At 63.1% G+C, this 23,443-nt stretch carries 21 protein-coding genes; 9 read left to right on the top strand and 12 right to left on the bottom strand.

Features of this window, described 5'->3' with window-relative positions; genetic code table 11:
• Positions 1-18: 18 nt before the first annotated feature.
• Entirely contained in the window at positions 19-1,476 is a 1,458-nt protein-coding gene (locus tag AC07VI_RS01580; RefSeq protein WP_086146858.1) for a flagellin N-terminal helical domain-containing protein, read from the bottom strand.
• A gap of 413 nt (positions 1,477-1,889) precedes the next feature.
• Between AC07VI_RS01580 and AC07VI_RS01575 the strand changes: the two genes are divergently transcribed.
• Genes AC07VI_RS01575 through AC07VI_RS01565 form a run of 3 tightly spaced genes read left to right on the top strand, consistent with a single transcriptional unit; the run spans position 1,890 to position 6,096 of the window.
• Complete coding sequence (locus tag AC07VI_RS01575; protein ID WP_216356372.1) at positions 1,890-3,950, top strand: O-linked N-acetylglucosamine transferase, SPINDLY family protein; 2,061 nt, start codon at positions 1,890-1,892, stop codon at positions 3,948-3,950.
• Complete coding sequence (locus tag AC07VI_RS01570; RefSeq protein ID WP_086146859.1) at positions 3,947-4,888, top strand: UDP-glucuronic acid decarboxylase family protein; 942 nt, start codon at positions 3,947-3,949, stop codon at positions 4,886-4,888. The genes AC07VI_RS01575 and AC07VI_RS01570 overlap by 4 nt, the downstream gene beginning before the upstream one ends.
• Positions 4,885-6,096 carry a class I SAM-dependent methyltransferase gene (locus AC07VI_RS01565; protein WP_086146860.1) on the top strand — a complete coding sequence of 404 codons (1,212 nt, stop codon included), beginning with the start codon at positions 4,885-4,887 and terminating at the stop codon, positions 6,094-6,096. Before AC07VI_RS01570 ends, AC07VI_RS01565 begins: the two co-directional genes overlap by 4 nt.
• Before the next feature lie 89 nt (positions 6,097-6,185).
• On the opposite strand, the gene AC07VI_RS01560 is transcribed toward AC07VI_RS01565, so the two are convergent.
• The 4 genes from AC07VI_RS01560 to AC07VI_RS01545 form a co-directional block, all read right to left on the bottom strand.
• On the bottom strand, positions 6,186-7,769 hold the full coding sequence (locus tag AC07VI_RS01560; protein WP_086146861.1) for a GGDEF domain-containing protein: 1,584 nt from the start codon (positions 7,767-7,769) through the stop codon (positions 6,186-6,188).
• 223 nt (positions 7,770-7,992) lie between these two features.
• On the bottom strand, positions 7,993-8,640 hold the full coding sequence (locus AC07VI_RS01555; RefSeq protein ID WP_086146862.1) for a response regulator: 648 nt from the start codon (positions 8,638-8,640) through the stop codon (positions 7,993-7,995).
• Between the two features lie 51 nt (positions 8,641-8,691).
• Complete coding sequence (locus AC07VI_RS01550; protein WP_253251959.1) at positions 8,692-10,188, bottom strand: sensor histidine kinase; 1,497 nt, start codon at positions 10,186-10,188, stop codon at positions 8,692-8,694.
• Positions 10,188-10,775, bottom strand: a complete 588-nt coding sequence (locus AC07VI_RS01545) for a hypothetical protein (protein WP_086146863.1) — start codon at positions 10,773-10,775, stop codon at positions 10,188-10,190. Before AC07VI_RS01545 ends, AC07VI_RS01550 begins: the two co-directional genes overlap by 1 nt.
• A 95-nt stretch (positions 10,776-10,870) precedes the next feature.
• On the opposite strand from AC07VI_RS01545, the gene greB reads away from it, so the two are divergent.
• Both greB and AC07VI_RS01535 read left to right on the top strand, forming a co-directional pair.
• Positions 10,871-11,437 (top strand): transcription elongation factor GreB, encoded by a 567-nt coding sequence (gene greB, locus AC07VI_RS01540; protein WP_099419860.1) that lies wholly within the window; start codon positions 10,871-10,873, stop codon positions 11,435-11,437.
• 67 nt (positions 11,438-11,504) lie between these two features.
• Positions 11,505-12,149 (top strand): transposase, encoded by a 645-nt coding sequence (locus tag AC07VI_RS01535; protein ID WP_492995476.1) that lies wholly within the window; start codon positions 11,505-11,507, stop codon positions 12,147-12,149.
• 49 nt (positions 12,150-12,198) lie between these two features.
• Here the strand turns inward: AC07VI_RS01535 and AC07VI_RS01530 are convergent, their stop codons facing one another.
• The 3 genes from AC07VI_RS01530 to gmk all read right to left on the bottom strand — a co-directional run bounded on the left by AC07VI_RS01530 (position 12,199) and on the right by gmk (position 15,463).
• On the bottom strand, positions 12,199-14,472 hold the full coding sequence (locus AC07VI_RS01530; RefSeq protein WP_086146865.1) for a RelA/SpoT family protein: 2,274 nt from the start codon (positions 14,470-14,472) through the stop codon (positions 12,199-12,201).
• Between the two features lie 82 nt (positions 14,473-14,554).
• On the bottom strand, positions 14,555-14,758 hold the full coding sequence (rpoZ, locus tag AC07VI_RS01525) for a DNA-directed RNA polymerase subunit omega (protein WP_010400723.1): 204 nt from the start codon (positions 14,756-14,758) through the stop codon (positions 14,555-14,557).
• 66 nt (positions 14,759-14,824) lie between these two features.
• Positions 14,825-15,463 carry a guanylate kinase gene (gene gmk, locus AC07VI_RS01520; RefSeq protein ID WP_077407781.1) on the bottom strand — a complete coding sequence of 213 codons (639 nt, stop codon included), beginning with the start codon at positions 15,461-15,463 and terminating at the stop codon, positions 14,825-14,827.
• A 222-nt stretch (positions 15,464-15,685) separates the two neighbouring features.
• Between gmk and AC07VI_RS01515 the strand changes: the two genes are divergently transcribed.
• On the top strand, positions 15,686-16,096 hold the full coding sequence (locus AC07VI_RS01515) for a DoxX family protein (protein ID WP_086146866.1): 411 nt from the start codon (positions 15,686-15,688) through the stop codon (positions 16,094-16,096).
• Positions 16,097-16,111: 15 nt separating this feature from the next.
• Here the strand turns inward: AC07VI_RS01515 and AC07VI_RS01510 are convergent, their stop codons facing one another.
• Both AC07VI_RS01510 and AC07VI_RS01505 read right to left on the bottom strand, forming a co-directional pair.
• Positions 16,112-16,438 carry a hypothetical protein gene (locus AC07VI_RS01510; protein ID WP_086146867.1) on the bottom strand — a complete coding sequence of 109 codons (327 nt, stop codon included), beginning with the start codon at positions 16,436-16,438 and terminating at the stop codon, positions 16,112-16,114.
• A 3-nt stretch (positions 16,439-16,441) separates the two neighbouring features.
• The gene (locus AC07VI_RS01505; RefSeq protein WP_086146868.1) at positions 16,442-17,332 is read right to left on the bottom strand and encodes a YicC/YloC family endoribonuclease; all 891 of its coding nucleotides are present in this window, start codon (positions 17,330-17,332) and stop codon (positions 16,442-16,444) included.
• 300 nt (positions 17,333-17,632) lie between these two features.
• On the opposite strand from AC07VI_RS01505, the gene rph reads away from it, so the two are divergent.
• From rph to hemW, 3 genes are all read left to right on the top strand, one after another.
• Positions 17,633-18,361 (top strand): ribonuclease PH, encoded by a 729-nt coding sequence (rph, locus tag AC07VI_RS01500; RefSeq protein WP_071322419.1) that lies wholly within the window; start codon positions 17,633-17,635, stop codon positions 18,359-18,361.
• Between the two features lie 162 nt (positions 18,362-18,523).
• Positions 18,524-19,108, top strand: coding sequence for an RdgB/HAM1 family non-canonical purine NTP pyrophosphatase (gene rdgB, locus AC07VI_RS01495; RefSeq protein ID WP_086146869.1), 585 nt, complete (start codon positions 18,524-18,526; stop codon positions 19,106-19,108).
• The gene (gene hemW / locus AC07VI_RS01490; RefSeq protein ID WP_492995471.1) at positions 19,105-20,373 is read left to right on the top strand and encodes a radical SAM family heme chaperone HemW; all 1,269 of its coding nucleotides are present in this window, start codon (positions 19,105-19,107) and stop codon (positions 20,371-20,373) included. The genes rdgB and hemW overlap by 4 nt, the downstream gene beginning before the upstream one ends.
• Here hemW and AC07VI_RS01485 read toward each other — a convergent pair.
• On the bottom strand, positions 20,370-21,545 hold the full coding sequence (locus AC07VI_RS01485; protein WP_086146871.1) for a tetratricopeptide repeat protein: 1,176 nt from the start codon (positions 21,543-21,545) through the stop codon (positions 20,370-20,372). The genes hemW and AC07VI_RS01485 overlap by 4 nt on opposite strands.
• 129 nt (positions 21,546-21,674) lie before the next feature.
• On the bottom strand, positions 21,675-23,396 hold the full coding sequence (locus AC07VI_RS01480; protein WP_492995469.1) for a methyl-accepting chemotaxis protein: 1,722 nt from the start codon (positions 23,394-23,396) through the stop codon (positions 21,675-21,677).
• Positions 23,397-23,443 lie beyond the last annotated feature (47 nt).

Genomic DNA, 23,443 nt, shown 5'->3' with positions numbered 1-23,443 from the left:
TGCCTGGCTAATCGGAGATTAGCCGCGCAGCAGGCTCAGGACGCCGTTTGGCAGCGAGTTCGCCTGTGCCAGCATCGCCGTACCAGCTTGTTGCAGGATCTGGCCGCGGGTCATGTTGGCCGTTTCCGATGCAAAGTCGGTATCGACGATGCGGCTGCGCGATGCGGACAGGTTCTCCGTCGTCGATTGCAGGTTCGAGATCGCTGAGGCGAAGCGCGACTGCAAGGCGCCGTACTGGGCGCGCTGGCTGTTGACCGTCGACAGGGCGGCATCGGCGATCTTCAGCGCCAGCTGGGCGCCGGCGAAGGTGGTGACGTCAAGCGAAGCAACCGAATTCAGCTTCGAAGCCGAGCCGCCTGCAACCAGAGCCAGGCCGGAGCCCGCATCGCTGGCGGAGAAGCTGCTGTCCGAGTCGAACGTGACGGTTCCGTTGGCAACGGCCGTAGCACCTTTGGCATCCACGCCAGCAACAATGCCGCCGGCGGTGGTGTAGGTATTGACTTTCAACTGGTTGGCACCGCCGGCAGCGGTGTCGGCGATGGCGATGTTGGCGCCGTTGGAGTTGCTCAGTTTGATGCCGCCATTCGTGTTGTCGAACTGGGCAGTGACGCCGGTCTTTGCTGTTTGGGCATTGATGGCGTTGATACCGGCAGCAAAGTCAGTTGCGCTGGAGGCGCCAGCGGCGACGTTGAACGAGACGGTGACCGGGCTTGCGCTGTTGTCCGAAGCGATCGTGAAGGCGTAGTTGCCGGCGACCAGGCCCAGGTTGGCCTCAGTCTTGGCGGTTGCCGTCACGCCGGTGGCCGACGTTTTCTGGTTCAGTGCTGCGGCGATCGTTTGGGCCGTATCCGTGGCTGTGGTGGTATAGGTGGCGGAACCGAGCTTGCCGCTGATACCGATTGCCTTGGCAGCGACCACGCTTGACGAGGCGGTTGTTGCAACTGCATTGTTTTCAATGCGGTTGTTGCCATAAGTGCTGGTCAGGAAGTTCGCGCCATTGGCCGAAATCAACTGGTTGGCATCGGCGCCGACCTGGAAATTGGCCGTACCCATGGTGCCGTCCAACAGCGCCTGGCCGTTGAAGGAAGTGGTAGTGGCGATACGGTTCAGTTCGGAGCCCAGCTGGCCCACCTCGGTTTGCAGCGCCTGGCGGTCGCTCGACGAGTTCGTCGAGTTCGACGATTGCACGGCCAGTTCGCGGATGCGTTGCAGGATGTCGCCCGAACTCGACAGTGCGCCCTCGGCCGTCTGAGCCAGCGAGACGCCGTCGTTTGCATTGCGGGTCGCTTGGGTCATGCCGCGGATTTGCGACGTCATGCGGTCGGAAATCGCCAGACCAGCGGCGTCGTCCTTGGCGCTGTTGATGCGAAAGCCGGAGGACAGGCGTTGCAGCGAGGTGCTCAAGGCCGACTGCGAGGTCGACAGGTTGCGTTGCGAATTCAGGGATGAAATGTTGGTATTAATTACTGCAGCCATGATAATTCTCCAGACAGGTACTACATTGCGCTATGTGCTAGTCACTTTGGCCTGCCCCGTTGTTCTGGGGCAATCAAGCCGCTGTTGTAATGTTTATCGGTTACTGTCTGGAAAAGTTGATAGAGAAAAACATTCTTTATTTTATTTTTTTCCTTCAATTTTTAAAATCAGGGCCCGCCTATCGGCAATCCTGCGGAAAACTTGAGGGGCTTAAAAAAATATTTTACCTTTGCTTCGCCATGTTCTTTTGCGTCGGACGTTCATTCCATCGTCATGGCAGCGTTTCTCAGCGTGAAGATAAGCTGCTAAGATCGTTGCCACCATGTATTGATGCCTGTCATGGTACTAATTGATATGGTGGGGCGCTCATGGTGGCCGGGCAGTTGTATGGATTGTATGGATACCCTAATAAAATGATGACTGATACTGCTGCTGGCCATGCTGCCGGCCTGCCTGAGAGCAGCGAAATCGCGTTGGCGGTGGCGCAAGCCATATTATCGGCTGAGACATATTTGCGGACGGGCCGTTTTTCCGAGGCTGAGCAGCTATATAAAGCAGTATTGCAACTTTCCCCCTTGCACGCGGAAGCCAATCGCCAGTTGGGGTTGCTGGCATTAAAGGCGGCCGAGGTTGAGGCAAGTTTGCCTTTCTTTGCCGCTGCACTTGAGGCGCGTCCCGATCTGGCCGCTGGCTGGCTGGACTATATCGAGGCCTTGATCCTGGCTGGCCAGCATGAGGCGGCGAGGCAGGTGTTGCAGTTCGGGCGCGAGCGCGGCCTCGATAATATATGGGCCGACCAGTTGGCCCGCCGGCTCGATGGCGGCGGACCAGGGACGCCTGCCGCCGATGTCGTTTCTCTGGACAATGTTTTCGCCGGCGATGGATCGGGCGGCGGAGACCCCGGGGAAGACGATTTGAACACCTTGTTCGAGCAAGGCCGTTATGCCGAAGTGGAGCAGGGCGCGCGCGCCTTGACGCGGCGCCGGCCGCGCGACGGCTACGGCTGGAAATTGCTGGGCGCCGCGTTGCAGGAGCAGCGCCGTTCGCGCGAGGCGCTGCCATGCATGCAGAAAGCGGCGCGTCTGCTTCCGGGAGATGGCGAGGCTCAGCACAATCTGGGGCTGATCTTGCAGGAACTGGGCAATATGACAGCTGCCGAGAATGCTTGCAGGAATGCCATGGCCATGCAGCCTGGCTTAATGTTGGCACACAGTAATCTCATTTTGATGCAAAACTATCACTCCCGTGCAACGCCGACCAAGCGTCTGGCCGAAGCGCGGCGTTTTGGCCAGGAAGTCAGTTGCTTGGCGAGCGCGCCATTTACGGCTTGGTCTTGTAGCAAGCAGCCGCAGCGCTTGCGTATCGGCATGGTTTCAGCTGACCTGAGGAACCATCCGGTTGGACTTTTCCTAGAGGCATTGCTGGCGGCATTGGACCCGCGTCGTGTGGAATTGATCGCTTACCCGACTGTTCTGCACGCCGATTCGGTGACGGCGCGCCTGCGGCCCCACTTTGCCGCATGGCGCCCGATTTCCGGCATGGATAATGCTGCGGCGGCGCAGTTGATTGAAAGCGATGGTGTGCACGTATTGTTCGATCTGGGTGGCCATACAGGCAACAATCGTTTGCCCGTATTCGCCTGGCGTCCGGCACCCGTTCAGGTGAGCTGGCTGGGTTATTTTGCCACCACGGGCATGGCGGAAATGGATTATTTGCTGGCCGACCCCCATGTGGCGCCAGCGGGAGAGGAGGGCGAGTTCACCGAGACGCTGTGGCGCATGCCCGACAGCTATCTGTGCTTCACGGAGCCGCGTGAGGAAGTGTCTGTGACGCCGTTGCCGGCTGTGTCGAATGGTTATGTCACATTTGGCTGTTTCAACAATCTTGCCAAGATGACTGATGCCGTCGTCGCCCTGTGGTCACGCGTACTCAAGGCCGTGCCCGATTCCCGGCTGTCGCTCAAGACCAAACAGCTGGATGACGCGGCCGTGCGTGCGCGCACCCTGGCGCGCTTTGCTGCCCATGGCATCAGTGCCGGGCGTCTTTCCATGTCGGGAACCGGGACCCGCCTGGCCATGCTGGAGGCCTATCAGCAGGTCGATATCGCACTCGATCCTTTTCCGTATCCCGGCGGTACTACCAGCATGGAGGCCCTATGGATGGCCGTGCCCATCGTGACGCTGCGCGGCACGCACTTTTTGTCGCATCTGGGAGAGTCGATACTGCACAATGCAGGCTTGCCGGACTGGATCGCCAGCGACGATGACGATTATGTGGCCGTCGCCCGGCGCTGTGCCAGCGACATCGATGCGCTGGCGGCTCTGCGGGGGCGCTTGCGCCAGCAGGTCGTGAACTCGCCGCTGTATGACGCACGCCGTTTCGCGCGTCACTTCGAGGATGCGGTCTGGGGCATGTTTCATGAGAAGAACAAAAAACTGGCTGAATCCTGCGGCATACCCCAAGGAGAACAATGATGCCCCGTACCACCCTGATTACTGGCGGCGCCGGTTTCCTCGGTTCGCACTTGTGCGACCGCATGATTGCCGATGGCCACGATGTGCTGTGCGTGGATAATTTCTACACGGGTAGCAAGGACAATATCCGGCACCTGCTGGGTCACAAGCGCTTCGAACTGCTGCGCCACGACGTCTGGCTGCCGCTGTACGTGGAAGTGGACCGCATCTACAACCTGGCTTGCCCGGCCAGTCCTGTGCATTACCAGAACGACCCTACCTCGACCACCAAGACCTCGGTGCTGGGCGCCATCAACATGCTGGGCTTGGCCAAGCGCAAGCGCGCGCGTATCTTGCAGGCGTCCACCTCGGAAGTGTATGGCGATCCGCAGGTGCACCCGCAACGTGAAGATTATTGGGGCCATGTCAATCCTATCGGTCCGCGCGCCTGCTACGATGAAGGCAAGCGCTGCGCCGAAACCCTGTTTTTCGATTATCACCGCCAGTCGGCCGTGGATATCCGCGTCGTGCGCATCTTCAATACCTATGGCCCGCGCATGCATCCGAACGATGGCCGCGTGGTCAGCAACTTCATCGTGCAGGCGCTGCGCGGCGATCCGATCACCCTGTATGGCGATGGCCAGCAGACGCGCTCGTTCTGCTACGTCGATGACTTGATCGAAGGCATGGTGCGCATGATGAACCAGACCCAGGAAATCGGCCCGATGAACCTGGGTAATCCTGCCGAATTCACGATCCGCGAACTGGCTGAGCTGGTGCTGCGCCTGACGGAGTCGAAAAGCGAACTGGTTTTCCGTCCCTTGCCGGCCGACGACCCCGTGCGCCGCCAGCCCGATATCGCCAAGGCGCGCGCCGCCCTGCAATGGGAGCCGGCAGTGAGTCTGCACGATGGCTTGAAAGAAACTATCGCTTACTTCAAGAAAGTGATCTTTGCATGAAACAGCAATTGCTCCCGGCCGTGTGTCCGGTCTGCGCCCACACAGTGGCGGCAGCGTTTTTCGATGGTGGCCAGCAAGCACTGGCCACTCTGGGTTGGCCGGCCAGCGCTGCCGACGCGCAGGCAATGGCCGTGCAGCCGCACGATTTCGTGCAGTGCCCGCAGTGCACGCACGTGTGGAACCGCGCGTTTTCCTATGACGCCATTCCTTACCAAAACAATCCTAACCGCATGTTCAACAAGGGCGGCATCTGGAAAGGCCATCTGGCCGATACGCGCGACGTGCTGCTGGCCCGGTTGCCCGCCTCGCCCACGGTGATCGACATCGGTTGCGGCGAAGGCCATTTCGTGCGCGCTCTGGCCGATGCCCGCAGCGAGCAGGGCCGTTTCATCGGTTTCGACCCGAATGCGACGCCGGAAACGGGCCGCGGCGTGGAGTTTCACGCGCGCTATTTCCAGCCGCTGCAGGATGTGCCCGAATTCGCGCCCGATGCGCTGGTGATCCGCCACGTGCTGGAACACCTGACCGATCCCGCTTCGCTGGTCGAGCAGATGGCGTGGGCCGCTTCGCGCTCGGACAAGCCGTGCTGGCTGTTTGCCGAAGTGCCGTGCATCGACCGGGTCTTCGCCACGGGCCGCCTGGCCGATTTCTTCTATGAACATATGTCGCATTTCACCACGGAATCGTTCCGCACCCTGATGCAGCGTGCTGGCGAGGTGGTGCAACTGGCGCACGGCTATGACGGCGAAGTCGTGTATGCGCTGGTACGGTTGCAGGTGCCCAAGGCGCTGCGCGACCAGGCGCGAGAAAGCAATGCCTTTGCCGCCGCCGCCCGGCGCAGCCGGCAAGCCATTGCCGCGCAACTGGACGCCCTGGCAGCCAGCGGCCAGCGCGTGGCCATCTGGGGCGGCACGGGCAAGGCCGCCGCGTTCATGCACCAGTTTGGTGCCGATGCGCAGCGCTTCCCGCTGGTGGTCGACTCCGACCCGGACAAGGCCGGCACTTTCGTGCCTGGCCTGGGCCAGGAAATCGTCTACCGCGACGTGCTGAAAGCGCGGCCGGCCGATGTGGTCATCATTCCCACGCAGTGGCGTGCACGCGATATCGCTGCGGAGATGGTGCGCGAGGGCATTATTGCCAAGTCCATCCTGATCGAGCACGAGGGCGGCTTGATCGATTTCTTTGCCGACGAGCATCCTTACCGCTGAGGCTCCTGCCATGTGCCCAGCGGGCGCCGGAATGCAAAAATGCCGCTCGATGAGCGGCATTTTCATTGGCGCGTACCGTGTAAAGCGGTTCAGTCGGCCACCACCACCCGGTTCTTGCCCGTCTGCTTGGCCTGGTACATGGCGCGGTCGGCGCGCTTGACGAGTTCGGCCTGGTCTTCGTTGGGCTGGCGCAGGGCCACGCCGGCGGAAAAGGTGATCAGGACTTTTTCGTTGTCGTGCAGGAAGAAATGCCGGGTCAGCTCGCGTTGCAGGCGGGTCATCGTCGATGAGGCGGCCTCGACCGTCGTTTCCGGCAGCAGGATGAGGAATTCCTCGCCGCCGAAGCGGGCGATGACGTCCATCGAGCGCAGGGTTTCCTTGACGATCTTCACCAGGTGTTTCAGCGCGGCATCGCCGGCCAGGTGGCCATAGGTGTCGTTCAGGCGCTTGAAGTCGTCCAGGTCCAGCATGGCGATGCACAGCGGCGTGCCGCGGCGGTCGGAGCGGGCCGTTTCGCGTTCGAACACGTCGTCCAGGCCGCGGCGGTTCAGGCTGCCCGTCAGCTGGTCTTCCCGCACCAGCTCGCTCATATGCTGGAGCTTCGCTTCCAGGGTGTGGATGCGCTGTTCCGCATCCTGCACTTCCTGGCGCGCCAGCACCATTTTGTCGCGTGCGCGCAACGCTTCGTTCTGCACCATGCGCGTTTCGCGCAAGACTTCGTCGAGAACGCTGTTCAGTTCGCTGATATTTTCCGCCTGGCTGATCTTTTCCGAATAGCCGCCGATCTTTTCGTGGAAGTCGCCCGTGCTGGCCGCTACCTGGCCCAGGCGGTCGATGAAGGTCATCATCATGTTTTTGACCGTCAGCTTGACGTCGGACAAACTGTGCTTGAGCTGGCTTTGCTTGTAGATGACTTCCTTCAGGCTGCGCGTGGCGTCTTCCAGCGCGCGCTGGTCGAGCGGGCCGGCGATCAGGTTTTGCACGGCGTCGACCTGGCCGCGCAGCCAGCTGTCGTCGTCGAGCAACTGGCTGACGTTGTCCAGCAACAACTTGAACAGACGCAACAGCAATTCCTGCTGCTCGGCCGTGTCGCCGCTCTTGAGTTCGATCTGGTAGCACAGCTGCTTCAGGCGCAGGGCTGCTTCGTTCAGCGCTTCTTCCGTGTGCGCCTGCTTGATGGCCGCGCCCAGCGATTCGGCCTCTTCCACCAGCGCGGGCGTGCCCGTCAGCAGGGTGGCGACGGCAAAACCCAGGGTGCGGCTGAGCAATTCGCGCAGGGTGCGCGTCTGTTCGCCGTCCGGCAGGGGCGGCAATTCGATGCCGCCGCCTTTCTTGACCTGTTTTTCCGCCAGCTGCGCCAGGATGCGCGCATAGCTGTCCCAGTCGCGCGCTTTCAGGGCGCGCTGGAAGCGGCGGCCGAAGTCGCCCAGTTCGCCCGCCGATTCGCTCATCCTGGCGGCAAACTGCGTCAGCACGTTTTCCGCGCCGCTCTCCGCGCCTTTTTCTACATTGGCGCTGGCGGCCAGCACGGCCGCCGGGGCGGCAGGCGTGTCGGCCGGCTCGCTGATGCCGGCGATTTCATTGTAGATTTCGCGGTAGGCGCTGGGCGTGGGGGCGATGCGGCGCGTCGCCAGGCGGCGAAACGCTTCGCGGGCGATATCGGCCGGATTCATCGCGGGGACGGCGGCGGAGTTCGTGGCGCCAGCGGGAGCGCTTGCTGGCGGAGATGGCAATTTACTGGACATGTAGGCACAGCCTTTTTAGATATTTTCTAATTATCCTCATGATAGGCTAGTTGGCAAAGAACTTATTGTGCGAGAAGCAAGGATAAGTCCGTCCAATTCGCCCGATGCCAGCGCCCATGCCGCCTCGGCGGCGTCCGGCGCCACTTTGCCGCTAGTCGACCAGCTGGTTGCGGATGGCGTAATGCGTCAGTTCCGCGCTGTTCTTGAGTTTCATTTTGACCAGCAGGCGCGCGCGGTATTCGCTGACGGTTTTCACGGACAATTTCAGCTCTTCGGCGATGGCGCCCACCGTCTTGCCCGAGGCAATCATCACCAGGGTCTGGTATTCGCGGTCCGAGAGGGTGTCGTGCAGCGCCGTGTCATGGTCTTCGCCCACCGTGTTGGCCAGTTCCTGGGCCAGCGAGGCGCTGATGTACTTCAAGCCCTCGGACACCTGGCGGATGGCCGTGACCAGTTCGCGCGGGGCGCTCTGCTTCGTCAGGTAGCCGGCCGCGCCCGCCTTGAGCGAACGGATCGCATACTGGTCTTCGCGGTGCATGGACAGCATCAGCACGGCCAGTTCCGGTTTTTCCTTCTTGATCTGCTTGAGCACGTCGATGCCGCTGCGGTCGGGCAGGGAGATGTCGAGCAGCATTACCTGGCATTTCGAACCGCGGAACAGCTTGATGGCGTCGTGGCCGTTTTCCGCTTCGCCCGCTACGACGATGTCGCGGGTATCGGCCAGGATCTGCTTCAAGCCTTCGCGCACGATCGCGTGATCGTCGGCGATGAATACCCGGATGGTGGCTTTTTCTTTCATGACTGCATTGTTTCCTATCTGATTCGCCTGCGCCGGGCGATGCCGCGTTCTTTATGGCGGTCCGCTGTGGGCAGGGGTGCTGGCTGCAGCCGCTATTATCGCCTCTCGCGGCGTGGTCAGCCGGATTTTTATGCTCAGGACCGTGCCGCCGTCCGGCCCGTCCATCAGGGTCAGGGTGCCGCCCAGCGCGCTGGTGCGTTCTATCATGCCGCGGATGCCGAACGATTGCGGCTTGGCGCGGTCGGACAGGCGCATGCCGACGCCATTGTCGGCGATGGACAGGCTGATGTGCTGGCGCTGGCGCGCCAGGCGCACCGTCACCGTGGTCGCCTGCGCATGCTTGGCGATATTCGTCAGCGCCTCCTGGGCAATGCGGAACAGGCTGGTGGCCAGGTCCAGTTCCAGGTCGATGTGCTGGCGGTTCGAGATGAAGCGGCATTCGATGCCGGCCTGGCGCGCGAATTCCTTCACTTGCCAGTCCAGCGCGGCGACCAGGCCGAGGTCCAGCATGGAGGGGCGCAAATCCAGGGAAATGCTGTGCACGGCGTCTATGCTGCGGTCGACCAGGGCGTCGACATACTCGGCTTTTTCCTGCAACTGGGCGTCGTCCGGCGGCAGGCGGCGCACCAGCATGGCCAGCGCCATCTTGATCGCCGTCAAATTGCCGCCCAGGTCATCGTGCAGTTCGCGCGCCAGGCGCGTGCGTTCGTGTTCCTTGACCTTGTCGATATGCGCCGTCAGCTCGGCCAGGCGGGCGCGCGACTGGCGCACTTCGATCTGTTCGAGCCGGCTTTCCGTGATATTCGTCATGATGCCTTCCCACTGCACCGTGCCGTCCGCCAGCGCGCGCGGCGTGGAGCGCAGGTTGATCCATTTGACGTCCTTCCAGGCGTCGACCCAGATGCGGCCTTCCCAGTTCCAGCTCCACAGGGCGGCCTTGGACGCCTGCATCGATTCGAGGTACGAGGCGCGGTCGTCGGCCAGGATCAGCTGGTAAAACAGTTCCGGGCGCGCATGCAGCTGTGCGGGACTCAGCCCCAGCAGGGCCTGGCAGCCGTCGCTCAGATAGGGGAAGGCGGCGCGCCCGTCCGCATGCAGGCAGAACTGGTACACGAGGCCGGGCGTATTCGAGACGATGGCGTTGAAGCGCGACTGCACCTGCGCCAGGGCGGCGGCCGTTGCCTGCGGCGTGCGCAGGTCTTCGCCCACGCCCAGGATCAGGGGCCGGCCATGGTGGCTGGCGCGCGACAGGTGCAGGGTGAGCGAATACTGGCTGCCGTCGCGCCGTTGCGGCTGCAGATGCATGACGGCTTGCGCGCCGACGGCGTCGTCGAGGGCGGCCAGTTGGCGCGCCGGCGCCTGCAGCGGCGGCGCCAGCGCCAGCAGTTCCTCGCGCGCATAGCGGCGGTTGGCGCAGGCGCTATCGTTGACGTCCAGCAATTGCAGGCTGGCCGCGTCGTACAGATAGATTTCCGGCGCCGCCGCGCGCATGGCGGGGGCAAGCTGTGCCGGGGCAGGGGTGTCGGGCATGGCGGTCTGTTTCTTCATCAGCGGCGGGCGCGCCAGAAGGCGGCGAAACGGCGCAGTACTCTGGCCGGACGGGAATGATGACGGCTCGGCGTGCTTTTGCGCAAGCGCTGCCACCAGGCGCGGCGCGCGCGGCCCAGCGCGGCCGACAGGCGGCTGACGCGGCGCCATGGGCGCGTGGCGCGCAGGCGGGCGATCCAGCGGTCCTTCGTTTCCATGAATACACCGTGCCAGCGCGCAAACCAGGGCAAGGTCAGCAGGGCGGGGCGCGTCAGGGTGTACAGCCGCGCCACGGCCGCGGCGCCGCCCAGCTTGGCGACGATGATCACGCCGATGCCGGAAAACGCATGACCGCGCGCGATCGCCAGCAGAGCCAGCAGTTTGACGGGGAACAACAACACGGCCGGCAGCACGAAGACGGCCAGCGCCCAGTATGGCGGCAGGCGCTTGATCCACGCTTCCAGCGCATGCAGCGGCGGAAATTGCGCCACCACCTGCATGATGCGCGCGCCCGTCGTCCACAGCCATTCCTCGATCAGCAGGAAAATGGCGGCCAGGTAGACCAGCGGCGCGAACAGCCAGCGCCTGACTCTGTAGAATTTTTTCATCCGTCTCCATGTGGCTGCCCGGTATGGCTGCCATTGCCTCGATGATACGATAAATCGCTGTGTCCGACAGTCCTTGACGGGGCTACAATAGCCGCATGAATAAAGCCTTTGTAAAAGAATCCGACAACGACGACGATGAAGAAGCGGCCGCGCTGGCGCTGGCCATCCCCGCCGGCGCCAAGAACTACATCACGCCGGCCGGCTACCAGCGCATCAAGGATGAGCTGCTGCAGCTGATCGACGTCGACCGCCCGGAAGTGGTGCGCATCGTCCATTGGGCGGCGTCGAATGGCGACCGTTCGGAAAATGGCGACTATATCTACGGCAAGCGGCGCCTGCGCGAAATCGACCGCCGCATCCGCTTCCTGACCAAGCGCATGGACCTGGCCGCCATCGTCGACCCCAGCGTGCACCACGGCAACGACCAGGTATTCTTCGGCGCCACCGTCAAGTACCGCACGAAGGACGGGGCAACGCACACCATCACCATCGTCGGCATCGATGAATTCGATCCCCTGAACGGCAAGATCAGCTGGGTCTCGCCCATGGCCCGCACCATCACCAAGGCGCGCGAAGGCGATTTGATCACCCTCAACACGCCGCAGGGCGAGCAGGAACTGGAGTTGCTGGAAGTGACGTATCCGGCGCCGGGGGAGGGGTAAGCTTGCGGTGACGCAGGGTTAGTCCTGGTAAGTCTGTCACGCTGGAACTTTCCTTTACGGGAGAGCGATGATGGCCCGCATCCAGCGTTTGTTTATGCCTGGTATGCCCTTGCATGTGGTGCAGCGTGGGGCGGACAGGCAAATCTGTTTTTTTGAACCGGCTGATTTTCTCTGGTATTTGCAGCAACTGCAGCGGCACTCACATGCGCAAAGCTGTCTCCTGCATGCCTATGTCCTGATGACGAATCATGTGCATTTGCTGCTCTCCGCAGGTAGTGTTCTGGCAGTTTCGCGCATGATGAAGGCCTTGGGGCAAGAGTATGCACACTACATCAACTGGCGCCACCATCGCAGCGGACCGCTATGGGACGGGCGCTACAAATCCTGTGTCGTGCAGGATGAAACCTATCTGCTGGTGTGCCAGCGCTATATCGAACTCAATCCCGTGCGAGCCGGCATGGTGCGCTATCCGGGGCACTACCGATGGTCCAGCTATCGTTGCAATGCGGAGGGGTGCGAGGATGCTTTGATACAACCACATCCGCTCTATTTAAACATGAGCAGGAGCAAGGGGGAGCGGCAGCAGGCCTATGCCGCTTTATTTCATGAGGATGAGGAAACGGCGCTCCAGGCATTGCGTGCCGCCAGCCGTGGCAATGCGGCGGTTGGCAGTGCCGAATTCGTGAAAAAATTGCAAACCCGCAAAGCATAAGGGCCGGGTCGGACCCTGAGGGGCCGACCCCCAGTATTTGCCTTGGGGTCTAATTACGCTCGCGCAGGATGCGGTTCACGCCGGCCACGCGGCGCACATTGCGCAGCAGGGCGGCCAGGTGGACCCTGTCCTTGACCTGCACGGTGAAGCGCAGCTGGTCGAGCACGTTGTCCTTGTCTTCGTCCATGCCCACATAGATGATGTTGGCGTCCGATTCGCCGATTTCGGCGGCCACGCGGGCGAGGATGCCCCGTTCGCTGTTGATCAAGACCTTGATGCGGCAGTCGAAGCGGCGGTTCAGTTCGGTTCCCCAGCGCACGGCGATCCAGCGGTCCGGTTCCTTGGCGCGCTGGCGCTTGGCTTGCGAGCAGTCGCTCGTGTGCACGAGCAAGCCCTGGTCGCGGCGCAGCTGGCCGATGATCTGGTCGCCGGGAATCGGCAGACAGCACGGCGCCAGCTGCACGGAAACGCCTTCGCTGCCGCAGATGGTGACGGGGTCCAGTTCGCTGCCGCTATTGTGTTCCACCGGCATGCTGGCCGCTTCGCCGCCGATCAGGCCGAAGATGTGGCGCGCCACCAGGGTGGCCATGCGCTTGCCGATGCCGATGTCCGCGTACAGCTCGTCCATGGAGTTGGCGCTCGATTCGTTGAGCAGGCGTTCCACCAGCGGCGCCGGCAGGTCGGCGTCGATATTGAGCGTCTGCAGCGCCTGCGACAGCAGCTGCTGGCCCAGGGCGATCGATTCAGGCAGGTTGATCGTGCGCAAATGGTGGCGGATGGCCGAGCGGGCCTTGCCGGTGCGCACGAACGACAGCCATGTGGGGCTGGGGCGCGACGAGGAATCGGTGATGATCTCGACGATGTCGCCATTGTGCAGTTCGGTGCGCAAGGGCGAGGTTTCGTTGTTGATTTTCACGGCCACGGTCTGGTCGCCGATGCCCGTGTGGATCGAGTAGGCGAAGTCGATGGCCGTGGCGCCGCGCGGCAGGGCGATGATCTTCGACTTCGGCGTAAACACGTAGACGGAATCGGGGAACAGGTCGACCTTGACGTGCTCGAGGAATTCGGCCGAGTCGCCCGTCTGCTGCTGGATGTCGAGCAGGGACTGCAGCCACGCATGCGTGCGCTGCTGTAGGTCGGACGGGTTCGATTCGCCGCTCTTGTACAGCCAGTGCGCCGCCACGCCCGATTCGGCCGTGCGGTGCATGTCCTGCGTGCGGATCTGGAATTCCACGGGCGTGCCGTAGGGGCCGATGACGGTCGTGTGCAGCGACTGGTAGCCGTTCAGCTTGCGGATCGCGATGTAATCCTTGAACTTGCCCGGCATGGGCTTGTACAGGCTGTGCAGGGTGCCCAGGGTGACGTAGCAGTCGGCAAAGCTGCCCACCACCACGCGGAAGCCGTAGACGTCCAGAACTTGCGAAAACGACAAGTGCTTGCTGCGCATCTTTTTATAGATGTCGTACAGGGTCTTTTCGCGGCCCGTGACCTCGGCTTCGAGCTCGGCCATGGACAAGGTGCTTTTCACCGCTTCCATGATCTTGTTGACCACTTCGCGCCGGTTGCCGCGCGCCGCCTTGACGGCTTTCGCCAGGGTGCGGTAGCGCATCGGATACAGGTGCGAGAACGACAGGTCCTGCAGTTCGTGGTAGATGTTGTTCAGGCCGAGGCGGTGCGCGATCGGCACGTACACTTCCATGGTCTCGCTGGCGATGCGGCGTTTTTTTGCCGCCGTCATGAAGTCCAGCGTGCGCATATTGTGCAGGCGGTCGGCCAGTTTGATCAGGATCACGCGCACGTCCGACGCCATGGCCAGCAGCATCTTGCGGAAGTTTTCCGCCTGCGCCTCGATCTGGCTCTGGAATTCGATCTTTTCCAGCTTCGACAGGCCGTCGACCAGGTGCGCCACGGGCGCGCCGAAGCGCTCGATCAATTCTTCCTTCTTGACGTCCTGGTCTTCCATCACGTCATGCAGCAGGGCGGCCATGATGGCTTGCGCGTCGAGCTTCCAGTCGGCGCAGATTTCGGCGACGGCGATCGGATGCGAAATATACGGCTCGCCCGAGCGGCGCATCTGGCCCAGGTGCATTTCGTCGGAGAAGCGGTAGGCTTCCTTGACTTTTTTCAGGTCGGCGGGGGACAGGTATTCGGCCAGCTTGTCGGCCAGGTGGCTGACGGAGGCCACGCCCAGGGCGGGCGCCGCTGCGGCGCCGCCTGCGGACGTGCCGGCACCGGGCGCGGAAGCGCCCTGCGATTTTGCCGCCTGGCGCGGGGCCAGGGGCGGCAGTGCTGCGGAAGTCGTGTCGGCTGGGGTCAGACTCATAAAACGTCGCGTTGCTTCACAGTGTGAATAAAGGATACGGTAGAACCAGGGGTCAGCACTGTTCCGGCACGCGGCTTCCCAATTACATCGGGACCTTTTTCAGCATTTCGATGCCGACTTTACCGGCAGCGATTTCACGCAGTGCGACAACGGTAGGCTTGTCCTTGGCTTCCACCTTTGGCGTGTGGCCTTGCAGCAACTGACGTGCGCGATAGGTCGCAGCCAGGGTCAGCTGGAAACGGTTCGGGATCTGCTTCAGGCAATCTTCGATTGTGATACGGGCCATAGTAACTCCTAAAATTTTTGCGTGGTGCTGTGTGAACCGGCGTGCGCGAGGAACCTTGGGGAAGGCTTATTCCGCGTGCAGGCCCAGCTGGGCGAATAGCGATGCGTTGCGGGCCGCTTGTTGCGCAAACCGGCAACGGGCCGCTCTCACGATCGCGCTCAGTTCGGACAAAGCGACCGTAAACTCTTCATTGATAATAACATACTCGAACTCGGGAGCGTGTGCGATTTCGCCGCCCGCCGCCAGCAGGCGGCGCGTGATCACGTGCGGCTCGTCCTGGCCGCGCTTGTTCAAGCGTTCTTCCAGCGCGTCGATCGACGGCGGCAGGATGAAAATGCCGGCCGCGCGGGGGAATTGCTTGCGCACCTGGCGCGCGCCCTGCCAGTCGATTTCCAGCAGGATGTCGGTGCCGGCCAGCATCTGCTGCTCCACCATGATGCGCGACGTGCCGTAGTAATTGCCATGCACTTCCGCCCATTCCAGGAATTCGCCCTGGTCTGCGCGCGCCACAAAGTCTTCCGCCGTCGTGAAATAGTATTCGCGGCCGTGCTGCTCGCCCGGGCGGGGGGCGCGCGTGGTGGTCGAGATCGACAACTTGATGCCGGGCTCTTGCGCCAGCAATGCATTGACCAGTGTCGATTTGCCGGCGCCCGATGGCGCGGCAACCACGAACAGGCTGCCAGAGAAGGCGGTAGGGTGGCTCATGCGGATCTTTCCATATGCGTGTGATGGCGGCGTGTGCGCTTGCGCGCGCGTCGCCCAATTCAGTATTTTACCAAGAGGCAAGGCGGCCAGCCAGTCCAATGATGGCCTGCGCCGCCGCGTGCGGGCCTGCAGCGCATATTTTGCTTGTTATCTTGCGGAAATAGTTATTTAATTTGGCATGTATTTTTCTCAATAACCATTCTTGACGGACAGGGCGCGCGCATGAAAAATTTCCCGTTTCTCAGTTTCCCACAGGCCATGCTGTTGCTGCGCGTGGCCATCGCCGTCATGTTCATGGCGCATGCCATCACGCGCATCGCCAATGGCACGATGCCCCGTTTCGCCGGTTTCCTGGAAGATAAGGGGTTTATCTACGGCATGGCCGTCGTGTGGGCGATTACCGTCGTCGAGATCGTTTGCGGCAGCCTGCTCATCATCGGCATGTACACGCGCTGGGCGGCGGCCGGGCTGATGGTCATCTGCCTCGGCGGCATCGCCATCGTGCATGCGGCCAAAGGGTGGTTCGTGGGCGAACATGGCGCCGGCGGCGTGGAATACAGCATCGTGCTGTTTGTCGCCTGCGTCGTCATCGCCGCCAGCGACCAGGGGCGCGCCGGCACGCGCCTGGCGTAAAACGCGGGCCCTGCCTCAGCGGGGCAGCCGGCCCAGGGCGATTTCACCGCTATTGAGAACGATGGACCGACCATTTACATCGGTGCAGTCGCGGTTGCTGATGCGCACGATGGCGCTGTCGACCGATATTTCGGCGCCCAGGTTGCTGCGCGAGCAGATGCGGTAGGAGGCGGCGTCGGCGCCCGTGTAGATGGCGGCGCCGCGTTCCTTGAGCGCGAAGCAGCCGGAGGCGCAGCCTTCGATCGCATACGGCGACGGCTGCTGCGCGGTTTGCGCTTGCGCGCCGGCCGCCAGCAGCGCCAGGGTCACGCTGGCGAGTGTCCAGATGCGTGTTGCCGTCATGGTTTACTCCAGGTTCTGTACCTGTTCGCGCATCTGCTCGATCAGCAGCTTCAAGTCCATCGACGCGTCGGCCAGTTCCTTCACGGACGCCTTGGCGCCCAGCGTGTTGGCTTCGCGGTTGAGTTCCTGCATCATGAAGTCCAGGCGCTTGCCCACTTGGCCGCCCTTGGTGAGAATGTGACGCGTTTCGCCCAGGTGGGCCGACAGGCGCGCCAGTTCTTCCGACACGTCGATGCGGATGCCGTACAAGATCACTTCCTGGCGGATGCGCTCCATGGCGTCCTGGCGCGACAGGGCCGAATTCGAGCCCTGGCTGGCCAGGCCCAGCGCGTCCTGCATGCGTTCGATGGCTTTTTGCTGGAAGGCCGCCACCACTTGCGGGATCAGCGGCGTGATGCGCTTGACGATGGCTTCCATCGCCTCGATGCGCGACAGCAGCACCGCTTCGAGCGCCGCGCCTTCGCGCTTGCGGCTGTCGACGAAGGCGGCCACGGTGCGCTTGGTCAGCGCGCCCACGTCCGCCTGCAACGACTCCTGTCCCACTTGCGCTTCCTCAATGACGCCAGGCCAGCGCAGCAGTTCGGCCACCGTCATGACGGGGGCGGAGACGAAATGGTGGCTCACTTCCGTTTGCAGGCGCGCCAACTCGGCCAGCAAGGGCAGGTTCAGCGCCTGCGTGCCGGCGGTGGCGGCCTTGCGGCCAAAGCTCAGGCGGACTTCCACCTTGCCTCGTGTGATGGCGGACATGACGGCGGCGCGCAAGTCAGGCTCCAGCGCCCGCAAGTCGTCATTGATGCGGAATTGCAGGTCGAGAAAGCGCGAATTGACGCTCTTGATTTCAATTGTCAGCGTGCCTGCAGCACCTTCGCTGGTGGCAACCGCGTAGCCTGTCATGCTTGAAATGCTCAAAGGATTCCCCGATTTGGTCTTGTATACAGTCACTTATACACTTAATCAGCCAGCGCAGGCAATACCGCCCGCATCGTAAAACAGTGCCAGATCGCATGATGGCCTGAAAATTGCTGAATAGTGTGCGTTTTACGGCATTGTAAAGAAAATTGTGTATGGCGGGGCAGGATTGTAGGGATCATGTGCGCGGCACTGCCATTGCGCCCTGCGCTGTTGCATGACTGCAAATAGACGGGCACGCGGTGGTAAAATCGCTGCCGCAACCCCAATCACACAGGACCTCCCATGACATTTGAATCCCGCCCGAGCGGCCGCGCCGTCGACGCGCTGCGCGCCATCCGCATCACCCGCCAGTACACCAAGCATGCCGAAGGCTCGGTGCTGATCGAGTGCGGCGACACCAAGGTCATCTGCACCGCCAGCATCGAAGACAAGGTGCCAGGCTTTCTGAAGGGCAAGGGACAGGGCTGGCTGACGGCCGAGTACGGCATGCTGCCCCGCTCGACGCATACGCGCATGGACCGTGAAGCGGCGCGCGGCAAGCAATCCGGCCGCACGCAGGAAATCCAGCGCCTGATCGGCCGCTCGCTGCGCGCCGCCTTCGACCTGCAAGCCTTCGGCGAGCGCACCTTGCACCTCGATTGCGACGTGATCCAGGCCGACGGCGGCACGCGCACGGCGTCCATCACGGGCGCCATGGTGGCCGCGTATGACGCGTTTGCCCAGCTGCAGGCGCGCGGCGCCATCGCCGCCATCCCCGTGAAAAGCTTCGTCGCCGCCATTTCGGTGGGCGTCTACCAGGGAATGCCGGTGCTGGACCTTGACTACGTGGAAGACTCGGGCTGCGACACGGACATGAACGTGGTGATGACGGAAGCGGGCCACTTCATCGAAGTGCAGGGCACGGCTGAAGGCGCCGCCTTCGACCGCGCCGGCATGAACCGCCTGCTGGACCTGGCGCAGGGCGGCATCGCCGACCTGATCGCCCTGCAGAAGCAAGCCCTCGGCATTTGATCTTTACATAGATTTACGTGTCATTGCCCGCCGCGCCGGGCAAAAAACCCACAGCTGCCGCTTTTCGCGGCGGCGGCAGGGCGAGGTGAGGGGCGCGCAAAAGGTTTACAATATCGGCACTTTACGCCGCCGAACGGGTGGCCGTTCAACCGGATATTGTCAATGACCCAAGCCCTGATCCTCGCATCAAACAACGCCGGCAAGCTCAAGGAATTCAACGAGCTGCTCTCGACCATCGGTTTTTCCGTGCACGCCCAGGGCGAGTACGACGTCCCGGAAAGCGACGAACCGTTCCACACCTTCGTCGAAAACGCCCTGCAAAAGGCGCGCCACGCGTCTCGCCTGACGGGCTTGCCGGCCCTGGCCGACGATTCCGGCGTGTGCGTCAATGCGCTCGGCGGCGCGCCCGGCGTGTACTCGGCCCGCTATGCGGGCGAGCCGAAGTCGGATGCCGCCAACAGCGCCAAGCTGATCGCCGACCTGGAAGCGCATGCCGACAAGTCCGCGTACTACTACTGCGTGCTGGTGTACGTGCGCCATGCGGACGACCCGCAGCCGGTGATCGCCGACGGCCGCTGGAATGGCGAGATGATCGCCTTGCCGCGCGGCAACGGCGGCTTCGGCTACGATCCGCATTTCTATATTCCCGCGCTGGGCAAGTGCGCGGCCGAACTGACGTCCGACGAAAAGAACGCGCTGTCGCACCGTGGCCAGGCCCTGCGCGCGCTGGTGGAAAAGCTGCGATGATCCCGATCAAACTGGTGGGCGCCAAATCTGCGGCCAAGCCCGGCGCCGCCCCGGCGCCGCAGGAAGGCATTTCCGGCGCGGCCGGGGCAGCCCTGAAATACCTGCAGCCGGGCGCGCTGAACCTGACGGCCCTGCCACCGCTGTCGCTGTACATTCACTTTCCGTGGTGCGTGAAAAAATGCCCGTATTGCGACTTCAATTCGCACGAAGTGCGCAGCGACTTGCCGGAAGCCGAATACCTGGCGGCCCTGCGGCTGGACCTGGAAATGGCGCTGCCGCTGATCTGGGGCCGCAAGATCCACACCATCTTCATCGGCGGCGGCACGCCGAGCCTGATGTCGGCGGCGGGGCTGGACCGGCTGATGTCGGACGTGCGCACCCTGCTGCCACTGGAACCCGATTGCGAAATCACCATGGAGGCCAATCCGGGCACCTTCGAGGCCGAGAAATTCAAGTCCTACCGGGCCAGCGGCATCAACCGCCTGTCGATCGGCATCCAGAGCTTCAATGGGCGCCATCTGCAGGCGCTGGGGCGCATCCATGACGACAACGAGGCGCGCCGCGCGGTGGAGATCGCGCACGCCAACTTCGACAATTTCAACCTCGACCTGATGTACGCGCTGCCCACGCAGACCCTGGACGAGGCGCGGCAGGACCTGGAAACGGCGCTGTCGTTCGCGCCGCCGCACCTGTCGCTGTACCACCTGACCCTGGAGCCCAATACGCTGTTCGCCAAGTATCCGCCGGTGCTGCCGGACGACGACGAGAGCGCCGACATCGCCGACATGGTGGCTGCGCGCGCGGCGCAGGCGGGCTACGGCCGCTACGAAGTGTCGGCCTACGCGCAGCCGGGCCGCCAGGCGCGCCACAACCGCAATTACTGGGAGTTTGGCGACTATATCGGCATCGGCGCGGGCGCGCATTCGAAAATCTCGTTTCCGCACCGCGTGCTGCGCCAGGCCCGCTACAAGCAGCCGCGCGCCTATATGGACGCGGTATTGGCCGGCAATCCCGTGCAGGAAGAGCGCGAGCTGGCGCGCGAGGAAATGGGCTTCGAGTTCATGCTTAACACGCTGCGCCTGACGCAGGGTTTTTCGCCCAACCTGTTCGCCGAGCGCACGGGGCTGGCCATCAACGCCATCGACAAGCCGCTCGACGCGGCCGAAGCCAAGGGCCTGCTGTACCGCGACCACCAGCTCATCCGCCCGACGGAACGGGGACTGTGCTTCCTGAACGACCTGCAGCAGATGTTCCTGGAAGATTAATGCGTGGCGGCGCGCAGCCGCTGCAGCTTGGCCGCATATAGCGAGTGGTCGCTGCGCGTGGTGCTGTTATCCATGGCCAGCTGCAGCTGCTGGCCCGCCTGCGCCAGCTGGCCCATGCGCGCATAGGCTTGCGCCAGCCAGAAGTGGAATTCGTGGTAGTACGGATCGCGCGCGATTTCGCGCTTGAACAAGCGCACCGCTTCCTGGTAGTCGGCGTTTTTCATGGCCAGCTGGCCCAGACTGAAGAAGTGAAAAGGCGGCTCCGGCTGCAGTGCCAGCAGTTTGCGCCGCATGACTTGCGCTTCGTCCGCGCGTCCCAAACTGTCGAGCGCCTGTGCCATGTTCGATAGCAGCACGGTGTTCGAAGGCGAACGTTCCAGCGCATAGGCCAGCGTACGGCGGGCAGGTTCCAGGTCGCCGTGGCGCAGCTGGATGATGCCCAGTGTGTTCAAGGCGCCGGCAAAGGCGGGGTCTTGCACGATGGCGGCACGGGCAAACCAGTACGCCTGAACGAGGTCGCCAGCGGCCATGTTTTCGGCGGCGCGGTTGTTGAGGTACATCGCCAGGATGGTTTCCTCGCTGATCGTGCGCGTGCGCTGGCCTGTCAGATCCTGGGGCGGCAGGAAGTCGATCAGCAGTTCCGTGTCGACGTCATAATTGCCGCTTTCCTGGGCTATTCGGCGGCCCAGCACCAGGTTGACATGGCCGGCGACAAAGTACATGTCGCCGCTGCGGCTCCAGCTGTCTTCGCCCAGCACCGTCTGATAGCGTACCTCCAGCCCCATTTCCTTGGCCAGTGCGGCCGTCATCAGCACCAGCGACAGGCAGTTTCCGCTGCGCTCATCGAAGGTCTGCGCCGCTGTGCGCGTCATGGCCGCATCGTATTCCAGCTGCAGGCCGGCCTTGTTGTACAGCGCGTTGGCGAGTGCGCGGCGCGGATTCTTGCCGCGCGCCTCGCGCGCGATGTCGATGCGCACATAGCGTTGCATGGCCTCGCTGACGGCAAATGCCTGCTGCGGCTCGACCGGCGTGGCGGGAGGGGCAAAGCTGGTGTCGTTGAACAGGTCGGGCGGCGGCGGCGGGGAGGGCGCGGTGGCGCAGGCGGCCAGGGCCGTGCACAGCAGCAGGGGGAAAAGGAGGCGCAGACGCAATTGCTCTCTGATGCGTATCATGTTCGTGCTCCCGCAGAACGATGCAAGGCGCCCTTGTCCAGCGGCCGGTGGCGCGCCATCCCACCTGAAACAAGTATCCGCGCGCGCCACGCCGCTGTCAAACTCTTTCAAGCGGCGGCGTTGCGCGCCTTAAAACTCTTCCCAGTCCTGGTCGCTTGCGATGTGCGTCGGGGTCTTGCGCACCGGTGGCGCGCTCGGGGCGGCGCTTTGCGGCCTGGCCAGCGGTTTGTGGGCGGGCTGCGGTTTGGCCTGGTGGACGGCGGCCGGGCGCGCCTTACGCGCCGGCTGCGCCGCCACGGCCATGTGTTCGAGCTGGAAGCCGGCCGCCACCTGCGCCAGACGCCCCGCCTGATCCTGCATGCTTTCGGCGGCCGCCGCCGCTTCTTCTACCAGGGCCGCGTTTTGCTGCGTCACCTGGTCCATCTGCGCGATGGCCTGGTTGACCTGGTCGATGCCCATGCTTTGCTCGGCGCTGGCGGCCGTGATCTCGGCCATGATGTCGGTGACGCGGCGCACGCTGTCGACCACTTCGCCCATGGTGCTGCCGGCCTGCTGCACCAGCCGCGTGCCGTTGTTGACCTGTTCCACCGAGTCGCCGATCAGGGCCTTGATTTCGCGCGCCGCCGCCGCCGAGCGCTGCGCCAGGTTGCGCACCTCGGTGGCGACGACGGCAAAGCCGCGCCCCTGTTCGCCGGCGCGCGCCGCTTCGACGGCCGCGTTCAGGGCCAGGATATTCGTCTGGAAGGCGATGCCGTCGATGACGCCGATGATGTCGACGATTTTCGTCGACGCCGTATCGATGGCGCCCATGGTGTCGACCACCTGGCTGACGATGCTGCCGCCCCGCTCGGCCACGCCGGACGCGGCCACCGCCATCTGGTTGGCCTGGCGTGCATTGTCCGCATTCTGCTTCACGGTGCTGGTCAGTTCTTCCATCGACGAGGCCGTCTCTTCCAGCGAGCTGGCTTGCTGCTCCGTGCGCGCCGACAGGTCGGCGTTGCCGGCGGCAATTTCACCTGAAGCCGTGGCGATGGCGTTGGTGCCCGTCTGCACCTCGGAGACGACCTTGCGCAGCGCCTCGTTCATGCCTTGCAGGGCGCGCATCAGGTCGCCAATTTCATCGCTGGCGGCCGGGCCGAAATGCGTGCGCAGGTCGCCGTCGGCCACCGTTTCGGCCACCTTCACGGCCGCCTGCAAGGGCGCGGTGATCGAGCGCGTGATCAGCCAGGCGCAGACGCTGCCCAGCGCCACCACCAGGGCGCACAGCAGCAGCAACAGGGTGAAGCTGCGTTCATTGGCCGCCTCGATGGCGTGCGCCGTGGCGTCGATGGCCTTGCGCTGCTGCGACAGCAGGGCCTTGACGTTGTTCTGGTACCTGGTGGCGGCCGGGGCAAAGCTGTCGCGGTACGTACTTTCCGCAAGGGCCGCGTTGCCGCCCTTGCGCGCGTTCATCACCTGTGTCTTGGCGTCCTGGTATTTGACGCGCTCCTCGATGGAGGCCTTGAAGATGCTTTTTTCCTCCTCGCTGACGAGCAGGGTTTCGATTTGCTTCAGCAGTTCGCCGCCCTGCTTGGTGCTGTCGGCAATGGTCTCGGCAAACACGCTCGACAGGGTTTCATCCGTACTCCTGGCGATCATCGAGGTGCGCGCGATGGCCGAATAAATGAGTACATACCAGTCTGATACCAGACGTTCCTTGGCCAGCGGCTTTTCCATCATTTGCCGGGTCGCTTCGGCATTCGCATGGGCGCTGTACAGCGCGTACGCGGTGGAGGCCACGGAGAGCAGCAGCACCAGCGCGAAACCTGCTGCCAGGCGCGTGCCGATACGAAGGTGGGAGAGAGCGTGCATGGTCGGACTCCTGGCGCAAAGGGAAATTAAATTGCCTGTGCGACATA

It is taken from the genome of Janthinobacterium sp. GW821-FHT03A03, assembly GCF_059421435.1.
Note: the sequence above shows the minus strand (reverse complement) of the source record. Positions and strands in the feature narration are given on the sequence as shown.

Excerpts from the sequence above, each read along its gene's own strand:
- AC07VI_RS01580 (WP_086146858.1), bottom strand. The coding sequence starts at position 1,476 with ATGGCTGCAGTAATTAATACCAACATTTCATCCCTGAATTCGCAACGC.
- AC07VI_RS01575 (WP_216356372.1), top strand. The coding sequence starts at position 1,890 with ATGATGACTGATACTGCTGCTGGCCATGCTGCCGGCCTGCCTGAGAGC.
- AC07VI_RS01570 (WP_086146859.1), top strand. The coding sequence starts at position 3,947 with ATGATGCCCCGTACCACCCTGATTACTGGCGGCGCCGGTTTCCTCGGT.
- AC07VI_RS01565 (WP_086146860.1), top strand. The coding sequence starts at position 4,885 with ATGAAACAGCAATTGCTCCCGGCCGTGTGTCCGGTCTGCGCCCACACA.
- AC07VI_RS01560 (WP_086146861.1), bottom strand. The coding sequence starts at position 7,769 with ATGAATCCGGCCGATATCGCCCGCGAAGCGTTTCGCCGCCTGGCGACG.
- AC07VI_RS01555 (WP_086146862.1), bottom strand. The coding sequence starts at position 8,640 with ATGAAAGAAAAAGCCACCATCCGGGTATTCATCGCCGACGATCACGCG.
- AC07VI_RS01550 (WP_253251959.1), bottom strand. The coding sequence starts at position 10,188 with ATGAAGAAACAGACCGCCATGCCCGACACCCCTGCCCCGGCACAGCTT.
- AC07VI_RS01545 (WP_086146863.1), bottom strand. The coding sequence starts at position 10,775 with ATGAAAAAATTCTACAGAGTCAGGCGCTGGCTGTTCGCGCCGCTGGTC.
- greB (WP_099419860.1), top strand. The coding sequence starts at position 10,871 with ATGAATAAAGCCTTTGTAAAAGAATCCGACAACGACGACGATGAAGAA.
- AC07VI_RS01535 (WP_492995476.1), top strand. The coding sequence starts at position 11,505 with ATGATGGCCCGCATCCAGCGTTTGTTTATGCCTGGTATGCCCTTGCAT.
- AC07VI_RS01530 (WP_086146865.1), bottom strand. The coding sequence starts at position 14,472 with ATGAGTCTGACCCCAGCCGACACGACTTCCGCAGCACTGCCGCCCCTG.
- rpoZ (WP_010400723.1), bottom strand. The coding sequence starts at position 14,758 with ATGGCCCGTATCACAATCGAAGATTGCCTGAAGCAGATCCCGAACCGT.
- gmk (WP_077407781.1), bottom strand. The coding sequence starts at position 15,463 with ATGAGCCACCCTACCGCCTTCTCTGGCAGCCTGTTCGTGGTTGCCGCG.
- AC07VI_RS01515 (WP_086146866.1), top strand. The coding sequence starts at position 15,686 with ATGAAAAATTTCCCGTTTCTCAGTTTCCCACAGGCCATGCTGTTGCTG.
- AC07VI_RS01510 (WP_086146867.1), bottom strand. The coding sequence starts at position 16,438 with ATGACGGCAACACGCATCTGGACACTCGCCAGCGTGACCCTGGCGCTG.
- AC07VI_RS01505 (WP_086146868.1), bottom strand. The coding sequence starts at position 17,332 with ATGACAGGCTACGCGGTTGCCACCAGCGAAGGTGCTGCAGGCACGCTG.
- rph (WP_071322419.1), top strand. The coding sequence starts at position 17,633 with ATGACATTTGAATCCCGCCCGAGCGGCCGCGCCGTCGACGCGCTGCGC.
- rdgB (WP_086146869.1), top strand. The coding sequence starts at position 18,524 with ATGACCCAAGCCCTGATCCTCGCATCAAACAACGCCGGCAAGCTCAAG.
- hemW (WP_492995471.1), top strand. The coding sequence starts at position 19,105 with ATGATCCCGATCAAACTGGTGGGCGCCAAATCTGCGGCCAAGCCCGGC.
- AC07VI_RS01485 (WP_086146871.1), bottom strand. The coding sequence starts at position 21,545 with ATGATACGCATCAGAGAGCAATTGCGTCTGCGCCTCCTTTTCCCCCTG.
- AC07VI_RS01480 (WP_492995469.1), bottom strand. The coding sequence starts at position 23,396 with ATGCACGCTCTCTCCCACCTTCGTATCGGCACGCGCCTGGCAGCAGGT.